At 69.1% G+C, this 15,695-nt stretch carries 20 protein-coding genes; 4 read left to right on the plus strand and 16 right to left on the minus strand.

Annotated elements, in window-relative coordinates; genetic code table 11:
* Positions 1–4 precede the first annotated feature (4 nt).
* The 3 genes from D5S08_RS03365 to D5S08_RS03375 are packed head-to-tail and all read right to left on the minus strand — an operon-like array spanning position 5 to position 2,203.
* On the minus strand, positions 5–1,159 hold the full coding sequence (locus D5S08_RS03365; RefSeq protein ID WP_121115574.1) for a glutathionylspermidine synthase family protein: 1,155 nt from the start codon (positions 1,157–1,159) through the stop codon (positions 5–7).
* Between the two features lies 1 nt (position 1,160).
* Positions 1,161–1,808 carry a DUF1190 domain-containing protein gene (locus D5S08_RS03370; RefSeq protein ID WP_121115576.1) on the minus strand — a complete coding sequence of 216 codons (648 nt, stop codon included), beginning with the start codon at positions 1,806–1,808 and terminating at the stop codon, positions 1,161–1,163.
* The gene (locus D5S08_RS03375) at positions 1,802–2,203 is read right to left on the minus strand and encodes a DUF350 domain-containing protein (RefSeq protein WP_121115578.1); all 402 of its coding nucleotides are present in this window, start codon (positions 2,201–2,203) and stop codon (positions 1,802–1,804) included. Before D5S08_RS03375 ends, D5S08_RS03370 begins: the two co-directional genes overlap by 7 nt.
* Positions 2,204–2,309: 106 nt before the next feature.
* Between D5S08_RS03375 and D5S08_RS03380 the strand changes: the two genes are divergently transcribed.
* From D5S08_RS03380 to D5S08_RS03390, 3 genes are read left to right on the plus strand one after another with little or no spacing between them, the layout of a single operon-like run.
* Complete coding sequence (locus D5S08_RS03380) at positions 2,310–3,320, plus strand: YihY/virulence factor BrkB family protein (RefSeq protein ID WP_121115580.1); 1,011 nt, start codon at positions 2,310–2,312, stop codon at positions 3,318–3,320.
* Between the two features lie 16 nt (positions 3,321–3,336).
* Positions 3,337–4,161, plus strand: a complete 825-nt coding sequence (gene fabI, locus D5S08_RS03385) for an enoyl-ACP reductase FabI (RefSeq protein ID WP_121116180.1) — start codon at positions 3,337–3,339, stop codon at positions 4,159–4,161.
* Positions 4,162–4,177: 16 nt separating this feature from the next.
* Positions 4,178–4,579 carry a GFA family protein gene (locus tag D5S08_RS03390; protein ID WP_121115582.1) on the plus strand — a complete coding sequence of 134 codons (402 nt, stop codon included), beginning with the start codon at positions 4,178–4,180 and terminating at the stop codon, positions 4,577–4,579.
* 10 nt (positions 4,580–4,589) lie between these two features.
* On the opposite strand, the gene wecB is transcribed toward D5S08_RS03390, so the two are convergent.
* The 10 genes from wecB to D5S08_RS03440 form a co-directional block, all read right to left on the minus strand.
* Positions 4,590–5,726: a non-hydrolyzing UDP-N-acetylglucosamine 2-epimerase gene (gene wecB, locus D5S08_RS03395; protein ID WP_121115584.1), complete on the minus strand. Its 1,137-nt coding sequence runs from the start codon at positions 5,724–5,726 to the stop codon at positions 4,590–4,592.
* 19 nt (positions 5,727–5,745) lie between these two features.
* On the minus strand, positions 5,746–6,414 hold the full coding sequence (locus D5S08_RS03400) for a hypothetical protein (protein WP_175578863.1): 669 nt from the start codon (positions 6,412–6,414) through the stop codon (positions 5,746–5,748).
* 104 nt (positions 6,415–6,518) lie between these two features.
* Positions 6,519–7,061 carry a demethoxyubiquinone hydroxylase family protein gene (locus D5S08_RS03405; protein WP_121115586.1) on the minus strand — a complete coding sequence of 181 codons (543 nt, stop codon included), beginning with the start codon at positions 7,059–7,061 and terminating at the stop codon, positions 6,519–6,521.
* Complete coding sequence (locus D5S08_RS03410) at positions 7,058–7,534, minus strand: disulfide bond formation protein B (RefSeq protein ID WP_421757445.1); 477 nt, start codon at positions 7,532–7,534, stop codon at positions 7,058–7,060. Before D5S08_RS03410 ends, D5S08_RS03405 begins: the two co-directional genes overlap by 4 nt.
* 16 nt (positions 7,535–7,550) lie before the next feature.
* On the minus strand, positions 7,551–8,888 hold the full coding sequence (locus D5S08_RS03415) for a S41 family peptidase (RefSeq protein WP_121115590.1): 1,338 nt from the start codon (positions 8,886–8,888) through the stop codon (positions 7,551–7,553).
* A 141-nt stretch (positions 8,889–9,029) separates the two neighbouring features.
* Positions 9,030–9,179 (minus strand): DUF2256 domain-containing protein, encoded by a 150-nt coding sequence (locus D5S08_RS03420; RefSeq protein ID WP_121115592.1) that lies wholly within the window; start codon positions 9,177–9,179, stop codon positions 9,030–9,032.
* 64 nt (positions 9,180–9,243) lie between these two features.
* On the minus strand, positions 9,244–9,666 hold the full coding sequence (locus D5S08_RS03425) for a 23S rRNA (pseudouridine(1915)-N(3))-methyltransferase RlmH (RefSeq protein WP_121115594.1): 423 nt from the start codon (positions 9,664–9,666) through the stop codon (positions 9,244–9,246).
* A 24-nt stretch (positions 9,667–9,690) separates the two neighbouring features.
* Positions 9,691–10,080 carry a ribosome silencing factor gene (gene rsfS / locus D5S08_RS03430; RefSeq protein WP_121115596.1) on the minus strand — a complete coding sequence of 130 codons (390 nt, stop codon included), beginning with the start codon at positions 10,078–10,080 and terminating at the stop codon, positions 9,691–9,693.
* A 114-nt stretch (positions 10,081–10,194) separates the two neighbouring features.
* Positions 10,195–10,893, minus strand: a complete 699-nt coding sequence (locus D5S08_RS03435) for a nicotinate-nucleotide adenylyltransferase (protein ID WP_121115598.1) — start codon at positions 10,891–10,893, stop codon at positions 10,195–10,197.
* Positions 10,893–12,173 carry a glutamate-5-semialdehyde dehydrogenase gene (locus D5S08_RS03440; protein WP_121115600.1) on the minus strand — a complete coding sequence of 427 codons (1,281 nt, stop codon included), beginning with the start codon at positions 12,171–12,173 and terminating at the stop codon, positions 10,893–10,895. Before D5S08_RS03440 ends, D5S08_RS03435 begins: the two co-directional genes overlap by 1 nt.
* A gap of 228 nt (positions 12,174–12,401) precedes the next feature.
* Between D5S08_RS03440 and D5S08_RS03445 the strand changes: the two genes are divergently transcribed.
* Entirely contained in the window at positions 12,402–13,559 is a 1,158-nt protein-coding gene (locus tag D5S08_RS03445; protein ID WP_121115602.1) for a M23 family metallopeptidase, read from the plus strand.
* 19 nt (positions 13,560–13,578) lie between these two features.
* Here the strand turns inward: D5S08_RS03445 and D5S08_RS03450 are convergent, their stop codons facing one another.
* From D5S08_RS03450 to hemB, 3 genes are read right to left on the minus strand one after another with little or no spacing between them, the layout of a single operon-like run.
* Positions 13,579–14,145, minus strand: a complete 567-nt coding sequence (locus tag D5S08_RS03450) for a gamma carbonic anhydrase family protein (RefSeq protein WP_121115604.1) — start codon at positions 14,143–14,145, stop codon at positions 13,579–13,581.
* Positions 14,142–14,699, minus strand: coding sequence for a GNAT family N-acetyltransferase (locus tag D5S08_RS03455; protein WP_162301917.1), 558 nt, complete (start codon positions 14,697–14,699; stop codon positions 14,142–14,144). The genes D5S08_RS03450 and D5S08_RS03455 overlap by 4 nt, the downstream gene beginning before the upstream one ends.
* The gene (gene hemB, locus D5S08_RS03460) at positions 14,692–15,687 is read right to left on the minus strand and encodes a porphobilinogen synthase (RefSeq protein ID WP_121115608.1); all 996 of its coding nucleotides are present in this window, start codon (positions 15,685–15,687) and stop codon (positions 14,692–14,694) included. Before hemB ends, D5S08_RS03455 begins: the two co-directional genes overlap by 8 nt.
* Positions 15,688–15,695: the final 8 nt, after the last annotated feature.

The raw sequence follows: 15,695 nt of genomic DNA on the forward strand, positions 1-15,695 counted from the left end.
GTGTTCAGTCCGCGGTGATGATATGTGGGACGAAGCGGGTGGAATCGCGCGTGATCCGCCCCGCATCTTCCCGCACCCCCAGCCCCGCGGCCCGGTCGCCCACGACCCAGCTGCCCAGCACCGCATGGCCACCCTCGCCCGCGAACAGCGGGGCATAGGCCTGCACGATCTGCGGCCCGTCCGCGTAATCGCCGCCCGTCCGGTCCGTGACCGTGCCGTTCCGGCGAATGGCGACATTGCCGCCCTCCCGCCCGAACACCGGCTTCACCACCGCGTGATCCAGCGCCGCGGCCTGCGGGTCATCGGCGAAGAAGGCCGGCAGCAGGTTGGGATGGCCCGCATGACGTTCCCACAGCAGCGGCAGGATACCCTTGTTGGACAGCAGCGCCTTCCATGGCGGCTCCACCCAGATGCCAGGCGCCAGCGCGCGGGCGAACGGCTCGCGCAGCAGGTCTTCCCACGGATACAGCTTGAAGCAGCGGGTGATGACGCGATCGGCTTCGTCGGTGAAGTGCCCGGCCTGATCCGTGCCGATCGCGCGGATGTCCAGCAGGTGGACCTGATGCCCGGCTTGCGCCGCGCAATCCATCAGATAGGCGACCGTGCCGCGATCCTCCGGATTGTCGGTCCAGCAGGCGAAGTGGAACAGCCGGTCGCGGGGGAAATGGGCAAAGGCTTCGACCAGGCATTCCTGCAGCAGGTTGAACTGGTCCGTCCCGGGCGGCAGCACGCCCGCCGCCTGCTGGCCGATCAGCCAGTTGTGCTGGAAGAACGCCGCCTCGAAGATGCTGGTCGGGGTGTCGGCGTTGTATTCCAGCAGCTTCGCCGGACCGGTGCCGTCATAGGCAAGGTCGAAACGGCCATAAAGGTGGCGGTCCCCCGCCTCCCAGCTGGCGCGCACCACGTCCCATGCCGTCTCCGGAATGGCCAGCCGGCGCAGTGCCCGATTGTCGGCCACCACCTCCGCGACCAGGTCGAGGCACAAGGCATGCAGCTGTTCGCTCGGATCTTCGATCCGGTCCTCGATCTCGGCCAGGGAGAAGGCGTAGGCGGCATCGTCCACCCAGTAGGGCGCGCCATACATGGTGTGGAACCCGAAGCCGACGGCGCGGGCCTGATCCCGCCAGTCGGGCCGTTCCGGAACGGCAATACGGCGCATGTCAGCCCCCGAAACGGGAGCCTCCGCGCGACCCGAACCCTCCGCGTGCCACAGTGCGGCTGTTCATCGTCACCGGCGTCAGGCGCTGGCCGTTGCGGGTCAGCTGGCTGGCGACAGCGCGCCCGGTCCGGTCGCGATAGATCGGCTGCCCGAGGAGGCCGGCGCCTCCGCCATAGCGGCCCAGGCGATAATTCCGGTCGCAATCCTCGTCGCGGCGGCAATCGCGGGCATAGTTACGCTGCAGGGACCGGCCGAGAACGAAGCCGGCGAGAGCAGGCGCGAACATCATCCCGGACGATGCGCGCTGGGTCGTCCCGTCGTTACCCGGCGCCGTGGCACTGTCGGTCGCAGGTGCACAGCTGTCCGATCCCCAGTCTTCCTGACACGCCGCCAGTGAATCGAAGCGCGGAACGGTGTTCTCATGCTCTTCGGCCGCGGTCCTGTAGCCGGCAGCGCACAGCCCTTGCGGATAGCCGGCGGCGGTGCATTCGGCGATGGAGCTGAACGGCGCATCGGCCAGTTCGGCCGGCGCCCCGAGCGCGCAGCCGGACAGCGACAGGCCCGCCGCCACGCCCAGCCCGCCCAGCGCCAGCGGCAGCGGCACCGATCTGGCGAAACGCCGTGGCCGCACGGGCTTGCCGGTCACCATGTCATGCACGCCGCATTCAGCAGCCCGGTGACCAGCGCGACGCCGCCCGCCCACAGCCCGGCGGCCATTTCCCCTTCGGTGATGCGGGTCGCCAGCCGCGGCTGCACCAGCGCGGCGACGCCGAACGCCAGCAGTTGGATGGCGGCACCGATCAGCGCCCAGATCGCAAAATCGGCCAGCGACACCGAATGCGCCGCGGCGGAGGCGAGCGGCAGGGCGAAGCCGATCAGCGCGCCCAGGAAGGCGGTGGCGGCGGCGCAATTGCCGCCCGCAATCAGGTTGAACTCGTGCTGCGGGGTGATCCGGGAATACAGCACGGCAAATCCGGCCAGCAGCGCCGCACCGACGCCGAAATAGGCCAGAAAGTCCGGCAGCCCCGCTACGTATCCACCCACGCCCTGCCCCCTTGTGCCGTATCCTGCCCCCTGCTGCGCGATGCGCCGGCCACTGTAAAGATCGGACAGGCTCGACAGCCTGCAAGCGCCTGTTACAAGCCGGCACATGGCCCTCCCTGCCCCGCCTGGCGAAGCCGCAGAGGTCCCCCGGCCCGACCTTTCGCCCGAAGCCCGCCGCAAGGCAGCCTTGCGCCAGCCGGCCGAGTTCCAGTCCGGCATGCGCCGCCGCATGGGGCCGGGCAGCCGCGCGTGGGAGGTGACCAAGCGGGTGCTGATCGGCACCTACAATGACGGCTTCATCCATGCCGGCAACCTGGCCTACATGGCGGTGCTGGCGATCTTCCCGTTCTTCATCACGGGGGCCGCCATCTTCAGCCTGATCGGGGACGAGGCGGACCAGCAGGCGACCATCAATGCCGTGCTCTATGCCCTGCCATCTGATGTCGACCAGGTGATCGGCCCGGTTGCCCGCAGCGTGGTCGACGGGCGCAGCGGCATCGTCCTGTGGCTGGGCGGGCTGGTCGGGCTGTGGACCGTGGGCAGCCTGGTGGAAACGATCCGCGACATTCTGCGCCGCGCCTATGGCACCCGCGCCTTGCGATCGTTCTGGCAATACCGGCTGCTGTCCACCGGCATCATCATCGGCGCCGTCGTGCTGCTGCTGCTGTGCCTGATCGCGCAGGTGATGATCGGTGCGGTGCAGGAGGTGATCGACGCCTTCCTGCCGCAGCTCAGCACATTGCTGGGCCGGCTCGCCTGGTCGCGCATTGTCCCGGCCATCGGCCTGTTCGGCTCGCTCTACCTGCTGTTCTACACGCTGACGCCGCACACCTACCGCGACCGGCGCTATCCCAAATGGCCCGGCGCCGCGCTGGTGACCGGCTGGTGGGTGCTGGTGTCGCTGTTCCTGCCATCGCTGCTGCGCAGTGTATTCCGCTACGATGCGACCTATGGTTCGCTGGCGGGGGTCATGATCGCGCTTTTCTTTTTCTGGCTGGTAGGATTAGGGATGGTGATGGGCGCGGAACTGAACGCCGCCCTGGCCGAAACGCCGGAGGAAGCGCGCCGACTGGGCCGGATGAATGGCACCAGTGCAGAGAGTGAAGGCAGGGAATGACAAGGAATATCGATCGATGACGGGGCTGATGCAGGGCAAGCGTGGCCTGATCATGGGGCTGGCGAACGACAAGTCGCTGGCCTGGGGCATTGCCCGCAAGCTGGCGGAAGCAGGGGCGGAGCTGGCCTTTTCGTATCAGGGGGATGCCCTGGCCAAGCGCGTGCGCCCGCTGGCCGAGCAATTGGGCAGCGATTTCCTGTTCGAATGCGACGTCGCCAACATGGATGCGCTGGATGCCGGCTTCGCGAAGCTGCAGGAACGGTGGGACACGCTGGACTTCGTGGTCCATGCGATCGGCTTTTCCGACAAGACGGAATTGCGCGGCCGCTATGTCGACACCAGCCTCGACAACTTCCTGATGACCATGAACATCTCCGCCTATTCGCTGGTCGCCGTGACCAAGCGTGCAGCGGCGATGATGCCGCCACGCGCTGAGGACGGCAGCGGCGGCGGTTCGATCCTGACGCTGAGCTATTACGGCGCGGAAAAGGTCATCCCACATTACAACGTAATGGGCGTGGCCAAGGCCGCGCTGGAAAGCAGCGTGCGCTATCTTGCCAACGATCTGGGACCCGATGGCGTGCGCGTGAACGCGATCAGCGCCGGCCCGATCAAGACGCTGGCAGCCAGCGGCATCGGCGATTTCCGCTACATCCTGAAGTGGAACGAGCTGAACAGCCCGCTGCGCCGCAACGTCACGATCGAGGATGTGGGCGGCGCGGGCCTGTATCTGCTGTCCGACCTCGCCAGCGGGGTCACGGGAGAGGTGCATCACGTGGATGCCGGCTATCACTCGATCGGCATGAAGCAGGAAGACGCACCAGACATCTCGCTGGTGTAACTCGGGAGGCAGGGTGATGGCACTGGATGGTGGATGCCGCTGCGGCGCGGTGCGCTACACGGCGGATGTGACGGAGCCGGAGCATCATGCAGTCTGCCATTGCGCCGACTGCCGGGCGGCCAGCGGTGCGCCGATGATGGCCTGGCTGGCGGTGCCGGCTGCCAGCTTCACCGTCACCTCGGGCGAGGCGACCATGTTCGAAGGACCGACGGGATCGCAGCGCCACTTCTGCGCGCGCTGCGGCACCGGGCTGTTCTTCGTGAACGGGGACATGCTGCCCGGCATTGTCGACATCCAGTCCGCCACTCTGGACGATGCCGCCACCCTGCCCCCGGCGGCGCAGATCCAGTGCGCGGAGCAACTCGACTGGATCACCGCGCTGCCCACCATGCCGACCTTCGACCGCTACCCGGGATAGCGCAGGCACCTCAGGCCGCGGGCGCAAGCCGCGCCATCAGTTCGACGATGCGCCCCGCGCTGTGCCCGTCGCCGAAGGGATTGTGCGCCCGGGCCATGTCGGCGTGGGCGGCGGGATCGCCCAGCAGGCGGTTCGCCTCGGCCAGGATGGCCTGCGGATCGGTGCCGACCAGCCGTGCGGTGCCGGCCTCGACCCCTTCCGGCCGCTCCGTCGTCTCGCGCAGGACCAGCACAGGGGTGCCCAGCGCCGGCGCCTCTTCCTGCACGCCGCCGCTGTCGGTCAGTACCAGATGGGCGATGTCCAGCAGGTGGACGAAGGCGGGGTAATCCAGCGGCTCCACCAGCGCCACGTTGGGGAACTCGCCCAGTTGCTCCTGCATCGCGGCGCGGGCCAGCGGGTTGTGGTGCAGCGGGGCGACAAGCGCCACGTCGTCCCGCTCCGCCAGTTGCGCCAGCGCCGTCGCGATGCCGCCCATGCCGGCGCCCCAGTTCTCCCGCCGGTGACAGGTCACCGCCACGATCCGCCGTCCGGCAAAGCGCGCCTGCAGCTGTGCGATCGGCCCGGCCAGCCGTGGCTCCGCCGCCAGCCGGGCACGAACCCAATGCAGCGCATCCACCACCGTATTGCCGGTGACATGCACCGCTGCGGGATCGACATTCTCCGCCCACAGCGCCGCAGCCGCGCGCGGCGTGGGCGCGCAATGCAGCGCGGCAAGGGTGGCGATGATCCTGCGGTTCACCTCCTCCGGCCAGGGCTGGTGAATATCGCCGCTGCGCAGGCCCGCCTCCACATGCACCACCGGGATATGCCGGTGATAGGCGGCCAAAGCCCCTGCCATGGCGGTGGCGGTATCGCCCTGCACCACCACCAGATCGGGCGCCTCCCGATCCAGCACCGCGCCAGCGCCGGTCAGCAGCCGGGCGACCAGCTGGTCCAGCGATTGGCCGGGTTGCAGCACCGCCAGATCATGATCGGGCACGATCCCGCTCAGCGTGAGCACCTGGTCCAGCATGCCGCGATGCTGCCCGGTCACGCAGACGCGGCTGGCGAAACGCGCATCGCCCGCCAGCGCGTGCAGCAGCGGGAACAGCTTGATTGCTTCGGGCCGTGTGCCGAAGATCGTGAGCACGCGGCGAGGAACGGGCATCACCGCCGCGCAAAGATGATCAGCGGATCACGGCACTGCCATCAACCGGCTGGGTGCCGGCATCGTCGTCGCTCTCGAACGGAACGTCTTCTGCCGGGGGTGCAGGGGGGCGCTGCGACGGGTCGGTCACGCCCGCCGGCGCTGCGCTGGGGTCGACGGCAGCCGGCGTCTCGCCTGCCTGCGCGGCGCGCTGGCGCTCCAGGATGATCGCCTCCTGCTCCTCCACCCGGGCCTGCGTCGCGGCTGCTTCGGCGTCGATGGTGGCCAGCCGCTCCGCGCGTTCTTCCTCGATCAGCTGGCTGAAGCGCACGCTGGAACCGGCGCGCCGCTCGGCATAGGCAGCCTCGATCAGTTGCGGGGTGCAGCCCAGTTCGGACCCGGACCCGGAGGTGGAGCAGGATAGCGGCCCGAAATCGCCCACCGTCTCGAACGCCTGCACGCGGCTGGCCCATGACTCGTTGGCCGGGTCCTCGCTCTGGCGCAGCCGTTCGGGAATGCGGAACCGCTCGGATTCGTCCAGCCGGGCGCAGACGGTGATCTCGTCGGCGCTCGATCGCGGACATTCGTCTTCGCCATAGATGATCACGGTGTTCACGCGATCACCGGCATTGTCCTGCGCCACGGCCGGCAGAGGCAGCGCGGCAAGGCCGGCGGGGGCGGCAATCAGGGCGATCAGCAGACGGTTCATGGCACTGTTTCCTGCGTGGCCGGCAGACGGGCCGGCGACGTTGTGATGTGGCGCTTCACCCCCTTAACCGGGCTTGAAGCAGGCGGGTTCCCCCGCCGGATGTATCAAATCCGTTCCGACAGGCGGATCGCCGCGCGGCAACCCAGCCGGATTGCGGCATGCAGCAGCGGATAGGCCGGCGCGCGTTCGGCCCCGGCGGCCAGCGCGGCGTCGCGATGGTCTCGCTCGTCATCGCGGAAGCGTTCGATCATGCCCTCCAGTTCCGGATCGGCATCGCCGGCGGCGCGATCCTGCGCCAGCCGGTCCAGCTGCGCGGTATAATGCCGGTCGATCTCCTCCTCCACCGCGGCGGTGCAGGCCATCGCGGCTTCCGGCCCGATCAGCGCGGTGGCCGCGCCTAGCGCATAGCCGGCGGCGGACCAGAAGGGCTGCAAGGCGGTGGGGCGCACGCCGCGACGGGCCAGCAGCGCATCGAACTGCGCGCGGTGCTGCGCCTCCTGCTCGGCCATGCCGCGGATCTCCGCCGACAGGGGCGAATGCTCGCCCATGACCGCCAGTTGCCCGGCATAGATGCGGGTGGCGCCGAACTCGCCCGCCTGATCCACGCGGATCATCCGCTCGCGCTCCGCCTGCACCGTATCGGTCATGGTCGCTCCCTCAGGCCCAGCAGCCGAAACAGGGCCAGCCCTGCCAGCATGGAGTACAATGCATTCCAGCCAGCCAGCGAAATGCCGGCCAGGCTCCACGGCGCGACGTCGCAGCGCACCAGCGGGGCGTTCATGATCGCCGCGAGCGGATCACCGCCGGCACCGAACCCGGCCGGCTGCGCGCAGGTGGTGATGCCCTGCCACCAGCCATATTCCACACCCGCATGGAAGGCGCCGATCACGCCGGACACGCAGATCGCCAGCGCAGCCAGCGCCAGCAGCCCCGCCCGCAAGCGGCCGACCAGCAACGCCACCAGCGCCAGCGCCAGCGCGGCCAGATGGGCATAACGCTGCCACCAGCACATTTCGCACGGCGGCAATCCGCCGGCATATTGCGACAGATACGCGCCCGCCAGCGCCAGCGCGGGCGCGGCCAGGGCCAGGTACTGGGCCAGGCGCATGTTCGAGGTCACGGCGCCCGAAGCCCGATCAGCGCCGCGCGGTCAGCACGCCCGCGCCCGTGCGGCGCAGCGTCTTCAGCGCATAGTCGAGCTGGAAATCGTCCACCCCTTGCGCCGCCAGCTCCTCCGCCGTGGCGGTGAAGCGCGGATCGACGCGGCGATCGGTTTCCAGCGACTCGTCCTCCAGGTCCACCTCGTTCACCAAATGGCGGCGCAGGTCGCTTTCGCGCATCGCATACTGACTGCGGGTGGCGGCATCGGGATCGGACAGCTGCGGCACGCGGATGTCGGGCTTGATCCCGCCTTCCTGCACCGACCGGCCCGACGGCGTGTAGTAGCGCGCGGTGGTCAGCTTCAGCGCGGCATCCTGCGTCAGCGGCAGCAAGGTCTGCACGCTGCCCTTGCCGAAGGAGCGTTCGCCCATGATCAGCGCGCGATGCTGGTCCTGCAGCGCGCCGGCGACGATCTCGCTGGCGCTGGCGGAGCCCACGTCGATCAGCACGATCATCGGCACACCGGCCGCGGCATCGCCGCGATAGGCGGTCTCCGCCTCGTAATAGATCGTGTCCGACTTGCTGCGGCCGCGCTGCGACACGATCTGCCCCTTGTCCAGGAACAGGTCGGACAGGGCGACCGCTTCGTCCAGCGAGCCGCCGGGATTGCGGCGCAGGTCCAGCACCAGCCCGGCCAGCGTACCGCCCGCCTGAGTGCGCAAGGCGTTCAGCGCGGAATTGACGTCCGCGCCGACATCGCGGCTGAATTCGTTCACGCTGATATAGCCGATCCGGCCATCCTTCAGCTCGTGCGTGACCGGCTCCAGCTCGATCAGGCCACGCGTCACGGTCACGTCGAACGGCGCATCGCGCCCGGCGCGGAAGATCGACAGGCGGATAGAGGTGCCCGCGACGCCGCGCATCTGCTCGACAGCCTCGTCCAGCTCCATGCCGTAGATCAGCTTGCCGTCGATGTGGGTGATGTAATCGCCCGCCTTGATGCCGGCGGCCTCCGCCGGGCTGCCCTTGAACGGGGAGACGACCTTCACCGCCCCGTCGTCCAGCTGCACGGAAATGCCCAGGCCCTGGTAATTGCCGTCGATCATCGTCTCCAGCCGCTGCAGCGCGGAGCCGTCCAGATAGGCGGAGTGCGGATCGAGCGCGGCCAGCATGCCGTCAATGGCGCCGCGGATCAGCACCTCGTCGGTCACCGGCTCCACGTAGGAGGCCTTGATCCGCTGATAGGTGGCGAACAGCTTGGCGAATTCGGGAGACGCACGCCCTTCCACCTGCGCGAAGCCGGCGGTGGTGGCGGGCAGCAACGCCACCGCGCACAGGAGGGCGGCGGCACGCAAGGGGCGGGCGAGACTCATGCGGGCGGGCTTTCTGGTGTGCGACACAATTGTCATTCTAGGCACGATGCGTGCTGAACGCCAGATGAGGCGTGGAATGAGGGCGCGCGGATAACGGTCGGTTCGATCGGCGCGCTGTTCCGAATGGCGCCGGGCCGACGATCACGCAGGCTTGCTCGCGCCGACAGACCGGCAGCGATCGGAACAGAACTTCACATTGTCCCAGTCCCGCGCCCATTTCTTGCGCCATGCGAATGGCCGCGCACAGGCGACGCAGATCTTGCTCGGCAGGTTGACCTTCTTGTGCACCACGGCACTTCAACGCGGCCGGCCCACAAAGTTGCCCCGCCGCGGGGTGCGGGCGACGAAAATCCGTTCAGCCTGAGCGATGGTAGGGATGCCCCGCGATGATGGTGGTCGCGCGGTACAGCTGTTCTAGCAACATGGCGCGGGCCAGCAGATGCGGCCAGGTGGCGCTGCCGAAAGCCAGGAGCAGATCGGCCCCGGCGCGGCCATCGTCGCCGTGACCGTCGGCGGCGCCCAGTTCGAACCGACATTCGCGCACGCCGCTGTCACGCCATTGGCCCAGCTGCGCGGCCAGCGCCTCGCTCGTCAGCTGGCGGCCACGCTCGTCCAGCAGCACGCGGCGCAGCGGCGTGGCGGCATCGGGCACCCGTCCGCCGCGTTCCGGCAGCTCGGTCAGCTTCAGCGGCCAGGCGATCCGCTGCGCGTAGCGATCGACCAGCTCGCCTTCGGGCGAGCGGGCGATCTTGCCGCGGGCGATGACGTGAAGCAGCATGGGGGTGCCCCGAGGGGCAGGCCGTCAGGCCCGGCCCACCATGGAGGACGCGGATCCTTCGTCGCCGAAGCCCCACATGCGTTCGAGGTTGTAGAAGGAACGGACTTCCGGGCGGAACAGGTGGACCACCACATCGCCGGCATCGATCAGCACCCAGTCGGCCGCGGGCAGCCCTTCGATGCGGGAATTGCCGTGACCTTCCTTCTTCAGCCGCTCGGCAATCTTCTGCGCCATGGCGGCGACCTGCCGCGTAGAACGGCCGGAGGCGATCACCATGTGATCGGCGATGGAGGATTTGCCGGCAAGCGGGATGGAGACGACATCCTGCGCCTGATCCTCGTCCAGCTGGTGCAGGACAAGCGCGTGGATGGAACCGGGTTCGGCCTCGATGGCCAGGGGGGCGGTGTCAGACATGGTGGAAAGCGGTGCGGGCACGGCCGGATTGTTCGTAGGCCTGTGTCATCGCAGCGTTTCATGCTCCTTTGCAGTGGTGGTGGATCGCACCGCAGACGGACCGGGCCGGCATGATTACCGGGCCTGCATGTCTGGCGGGGCGGAGTCGTGGATGAGACGATGCGTCAGCTGATCCCGCAGACCCGCACCGTTGATCGGTCGGGAATGGCGCGCGGCCCAGTCCGGATCCGACAGGCGGACCACAGTGGCCGATCGCGGATCGGGATCGAAACGCAGCTCTATCAGCGCAGGTGCGCTCCATTCACGCCGGCAGCGCGACTTCGCGTCGCGAAGGCTGGTGGCAGGCAGCCGGTAACGCCGCAACCAGGCCATCGCGGGGCTCGCGATTGCCGCTCCATCATAGCCCGGCCGGGCAATCACCGCAATCGGCATTTGCCGGGCGATCCGCCGCCACTGTCGCCAGCGGTGGAACTGCGCCAGATTGTCCGCCCCCATCAGCCACACGAAACGCCGCCTGGGATAGCGGCGCAGCAGCGCGGCCAGCGTGTCGGCGGTGAACACGGTGTCCAGTTCCCGCTCGATCGCGGTCACCACGATCGGCGCCCGCCGCGCCTGCGCCCGAGCCGATCGGCAGCGGGTTGCGAGCGGCGCCATGCCGGCGCGGGGTTTGAGCGGATTGCCGGGAGAGACCAGCCACCACACCTCGTCCAGCCCCAACGCATGCTTGGCGAACAGCGATATTCGCCGGTGCCCGCCATGTGCGGGGTTGAAGCTGCCGCCCAGCAGGCCCGTGACCGGGCCCGTCCTGTTCATTATGGACGCGCCTGCCCGGTGCCGCGCACCTGCCACTTGTAGGTCGTCAGCCCTTCCAGCGCGACCGGGCCACGGGCGTGCAGGCGGCCGGTGGCAATACCGATCTCCGCACCCAGGCCGAACTCCCCGCCATCGGCGAACTGGCTGGAGGCGTTGACCATCACGATCGCGCTGTCCACGCGGGCCAGGAACTGTTCGGCCACGCCCTCGTCACCGGTGATAATCACGTCCGTATGGCCGCTGGAATGGCGGGCGATATGTGCCAGGGCCTGCTCCAACCCGTCCACCACCGCGACCGACAGCACCGCATCCAGATATTCGGTGTCCCAATCATTGGCGGAGGCCGGCTGGATCCGCGGATCGATCGCCTGCGCCCGCGCATCGCCGCGCAGGGTGCAGCCGGCATCCAGCAGCGCGGCCACCACGCCGGCACTGTCAGGGAAGGCGGCGTCCAGCAGCAGCGTTTCCATCGCGCCGCAGATGCCGGTGCGGCGCATCTTGGCATTCAGCGCCACCTCCCGCGCCATGACCGGGTCCGCCGCGGCATGGACATAGGTGTGGCAGATGCCGTCCAGATGGGCGAGCACGGGCACGCGGGCATCGGCCTGCACGCGAGCGACCAGCCCCTTGCCACCGCGCGGGATGATCATGTCGATCAGGCCGGCGGCCTGCAGCATGGCGCCCACGGCGGCGCGATCCTGCGTCGGCAGCAATTGCACGGCGGCGGCGGGCACGCCTTCGGCGGCCAGCCCGCCGGCGAAAGCCGCCTGGATCGCGCGATTGGTGTTCACCGCCTCGCTCCCCCCGCGCAGCAGCGCGGCATTGCCGCTCATCACGCACAGCGCGGCGGCATCGGCCGTTACGTTGGGCCGGCTTTCATAGATGATGCCGATCAGCCCGATCGGGATGCGGATGCGCGACAGGGCCATGCCGGCGGGGGCCTGGCTCTTGTCGATCACCTGGCCGACCGGATCGGGCAGGGCGGCAACCGCCTCCACCGCGGCGGCGATGCCGGACAAGCGGGCCGCATCCAGCCGCAACCGGTCCAGCATGGCGCCGCTGGTGCCGTTCGCCTCGGCCGCGGCGCAATCCTGCGCATTGGCGGCCAGGATCGCCGGGCCCGCATGGCGCAGCGCGGCGGCCGCGGCGCGCAGGGCGCGGGCCTTGGCGGCGCTGTCCAGCAATGCCAGCTCGCGCTGCGCGGCGCGGCCGTCGCGGGCGAGATCCTCCACCATCTGGGCGGAACTGTCGGGACGGGTCTGGTGTGCTTGGGTCGACATGGCGCGAGGGTGTAACAGCCACCCGCTACCCTGTCAGGGGCGAATCTGGGCACGCTTTACGCGCCATCCGGTTCCTGGCTGCTGCAGAAAAAATCGTTATGAGCGATCATTTCATCCCGCACTGCTTTCAGCTGACCCGTTTTCAGGGAGTCGCGCGGTCGACTCTGCAGGCCACCTGTGTGTAGCGCCGCAGCCAACGGGGTCGTATTATCCAACGGGATCAATCTTTTGCTTCATCACACGAGCCGCAAGGCAACGCGTATCCAGCACCTGTTCGCCCCGCGGGAAATCGTCCTGCGCACTGGCGGACGTGATGGTGGCGGGATCCGCACCCTGCGCCTGTCCACCCGCAAGCAGATCATCCTGGCCGGTGTCGCCGGCGCCCTGGCGCTCGGCTGGGCGGGGTCGCTAGCGGCGCTGGCGACCAGCCGCGTCGAGATCGCGCAGCACCAGGCCGGCCTGGCCGCGCGTGAGGCGACCGTGACGGGTGAAGCCGCGCAGATCGCCCGCTGGCGCGCCGAGATGGACAAGGTCGCGGGCGACCTGGCACAGCGGCAGGAGCTGCTGGAGACGGTCGCCGGCATGCTCCCCGCAGATGCCATTGCCGACCAGGAAGCGGCCGCTGCCGCTCGTCCCGAGGAAGCCAGTAGCCGGACCCAGCGCGTGAGCGCAGCCCTTCCGCAAGGTGCCGCGCTGCTCCGGCTGGAACAGCGGCAGCTGGCGCTGGCCGCGCGCCTGACCCGCTATGCCGAAACCCGCGCCGACCGGGCCGAAGGCGCGATCCGCGCGCTGGGCGTAGATCCGCGCGTAGTGCGTGCCAATCTGAACAAGGACGAGCGGCAGGCCATGGGTGGTCCGCTGGAAGCCTTTGCCAGCGGCGCCGACGGAGAGCTGACCGCGCGGTTCGAACGGCTGGGCAGCAGTCTGACCCGCATGGCGGAACTGGAACGCTCCATGACCCGCGTGCCGCAGGTGATGCCGGTTGCTGGTGCGCGCTTCTCCTCCAGCTTCGGCTATCGCCGCGATCCGTTCCACGGCACGGCCGCGCTGCATGCCGGCCTCGACTTCGCCGCCCCGATGGGGTCCCCCGTGCTGGCGACAGCCGGCGGCCGGGTGAGTTTCGTGGGCACCAAGGGCGGCTATGGCCGCACCGTGGAGATCACGCACGGCAACGGGCTGATGACGCGGTACGGCCACCTGTCCGGCTGGAAGGCCAAGGTTGGCGACCGGGTGCGGGCGGGCGACCAGGTCGGCATGTTGGGCAGCACCGGCCGCTCCACCGGCCCGCACCTGCATTTCGAGGTGCGCGTGCATGGCCGGGCGGTAAACCCCATGCCGTTCCTGCAAAACGCCCCGGCGCTGCTGGCAGGCGTGCGCGAAGGCTGATCCCGCCGCGTTCGGTGTGCTAACTTCTGGCAAGCTCCGCCAGATGCGCCTGCGCCAGGCGGCAGTAGCGTTCGGTCTGGAAGCGGATCTTTGCCACCTGTTCGGGCATCTGGGCACGCAGGAACCTGGCTGGGCGGCCGACCCAGATCTCCGCCGGGGGGATCGCCTTGCCGGGGCCGAGCAGCGCGCCGGCGCCCAGCATCGCGCCGGCGCCAATCACCGCGCCGTCCATCGCCACTGCACCCATGCCGACGAAGCCGCGATCATGCACCGTCGCGCCGTGGACCACCGCCATGTGGCCGATCACGCAATCCTCGCCCAGGATGCTCGGCTGGCCATCGGTGTCGGGACGTGGCCCTTCCACGTGGAAGACGCTGCCATCCTGCACATTGCTGCGCGCGCCGATCACGATGCGGTGGATGTCGCCGCGCAGCACGCAATTGTACCACACGCTGGCATCGGCCCCGATCGTCACGTCGCCGATGATGCGCGCGCCCGGCGCAACAAAGGCGGTGTCGTGGATCTGCGGCATCTTGCCGGCAAAGGGCATGATGGTGGCCCAGGGGAAGCGATCCTGCGGGCTCATGCTGCCTGCCACCCCTTGCGATTGACGCTGAACACCACGTGCGGCCGGTGCAGGCGAGCGCCGGTCCGGCGCGAATGGCCGAAGTCCAGCTCCGGCCGATGTTCCATGCCCAACCGCAGCATCAGCCCCCAGGATCGGCTGTTGGCCGGCGCAGTCATGGCCATCAGCCGCTCATCCTTTAGATGGCCGAAACCCCACTCGATCGCCGCCGCCGCCGCTTCCCGTGCATAGCCCTGGCCCCACACCCGCTTGGCCATGCGCCAGCCCAGTTCGGCCTGCCCGGCCAGCGGTGTGCCCGGGCAGGCGCGCCGGATGCCGCAGAAGCCGATGAAGCGCCCCGTGGTGCGGTGCTCCACCGCCATGAAGCTGTGACCGTCGCGCCGGCGTTCCTGCCGGTATTGAGCGATTTCCTTCGATGCTTCCCCCCGCGTCAGGTCCGGGCCGACGAAGCGCATCACTAGCGGATCGCGGCACATGGCATGGAACGGCGCGACATCCGTTTCCCGCCATTCGCGCAGCACCAGCCGGGGCGTGGAGAGGGTGAAGTCAGGCACCGAGCAACCGCGCCGCCAGAGGTGCGTGATAGGTCAGGATGCCGGAACAGCCCGCCCGCTTGAAGCCGATGAGCTTCTCCATCACCAGCGCCTCGCGCGATGCGATGCCGGCTGCAACACCCGCCTCGATCAGGGCATATTCGCCGCTGACCTGGTAGGCGAAGACCGGCACGCCGAACTGCTGCTTCACCCGCCAGATGATGTCGAGATAGGCCAGGCCCGGCTTCACCATCACGCTGTCGGCGCCTTCAGCCAGGTCCAGCGCCACCTCGCGCAGGGCCTCGTCGCCGTTGGCGGGATCCATCTGGTAGGTCTTCTTGTCGCCCTGCAGCACGCCGGTGCTGCCCACTGCATCGCGGAACGGGCCATAGAAGGCGCTGGCATACTTCGCGGCGTAGCTCATGATCTGGACATTGTGGTGGCCGCCCGCCTCCAGCCCGGCGCGGATCGCGCCGATGCGGCCGTCCATCATGTCGGACGGGGCGACGATGTCGGACCCGGCCTCCGCCTGCACCAGCGCCTGCCCAACCAGCATCTCCACCGTAATGTCGTTGGCGACGTAGCCGGCATCGTCCAGCAGCCCGTCCTGCCCGTGGCTGGTATAGGGATCCAGCGCCACGTCGGTCAGCACGCCAATGCTGTCGCCGCAGGCATCGCGGATCGCGCGGATCGCGCGGCACATCAGGTTGTCGGGGTTCAGCGCCTCCGCCGCGTCGGCGCTGCGGGCGGCGGCAGGCGTGTTGGGGAACAAAGCAAGGCACGGAATGCCCAGCGCGACCGCCTCCTTCGCCCGGGCCACGATACCGTCCACCGACCAGCGCGACACGCCCGGCAGACTGGCAACCGGCTGCTCCACATTGGCGCCTTCGGTGACGAACAGGGGCCAGATCAGGTCCGCCGGGGTCAGCACCGTCTCGCGGTGCATGGCCCGGCTCCAGGCGGTGGCACGCGGTCGGCGCAGGCGGGTGGCGGGGTAGGCTGCGTTCATCCCCCGGC

Origin of the sequence: Croceibacterium ferulae (genome assembly GCF_003660445.1) — a bacterium.
Lineage (GTDB): Bacteria > Pseudomonadota > Alphaproteobacteria > Sphingomonadales > Sphingomonadaceae > Croceibacterium > Croceibacterium ferulae.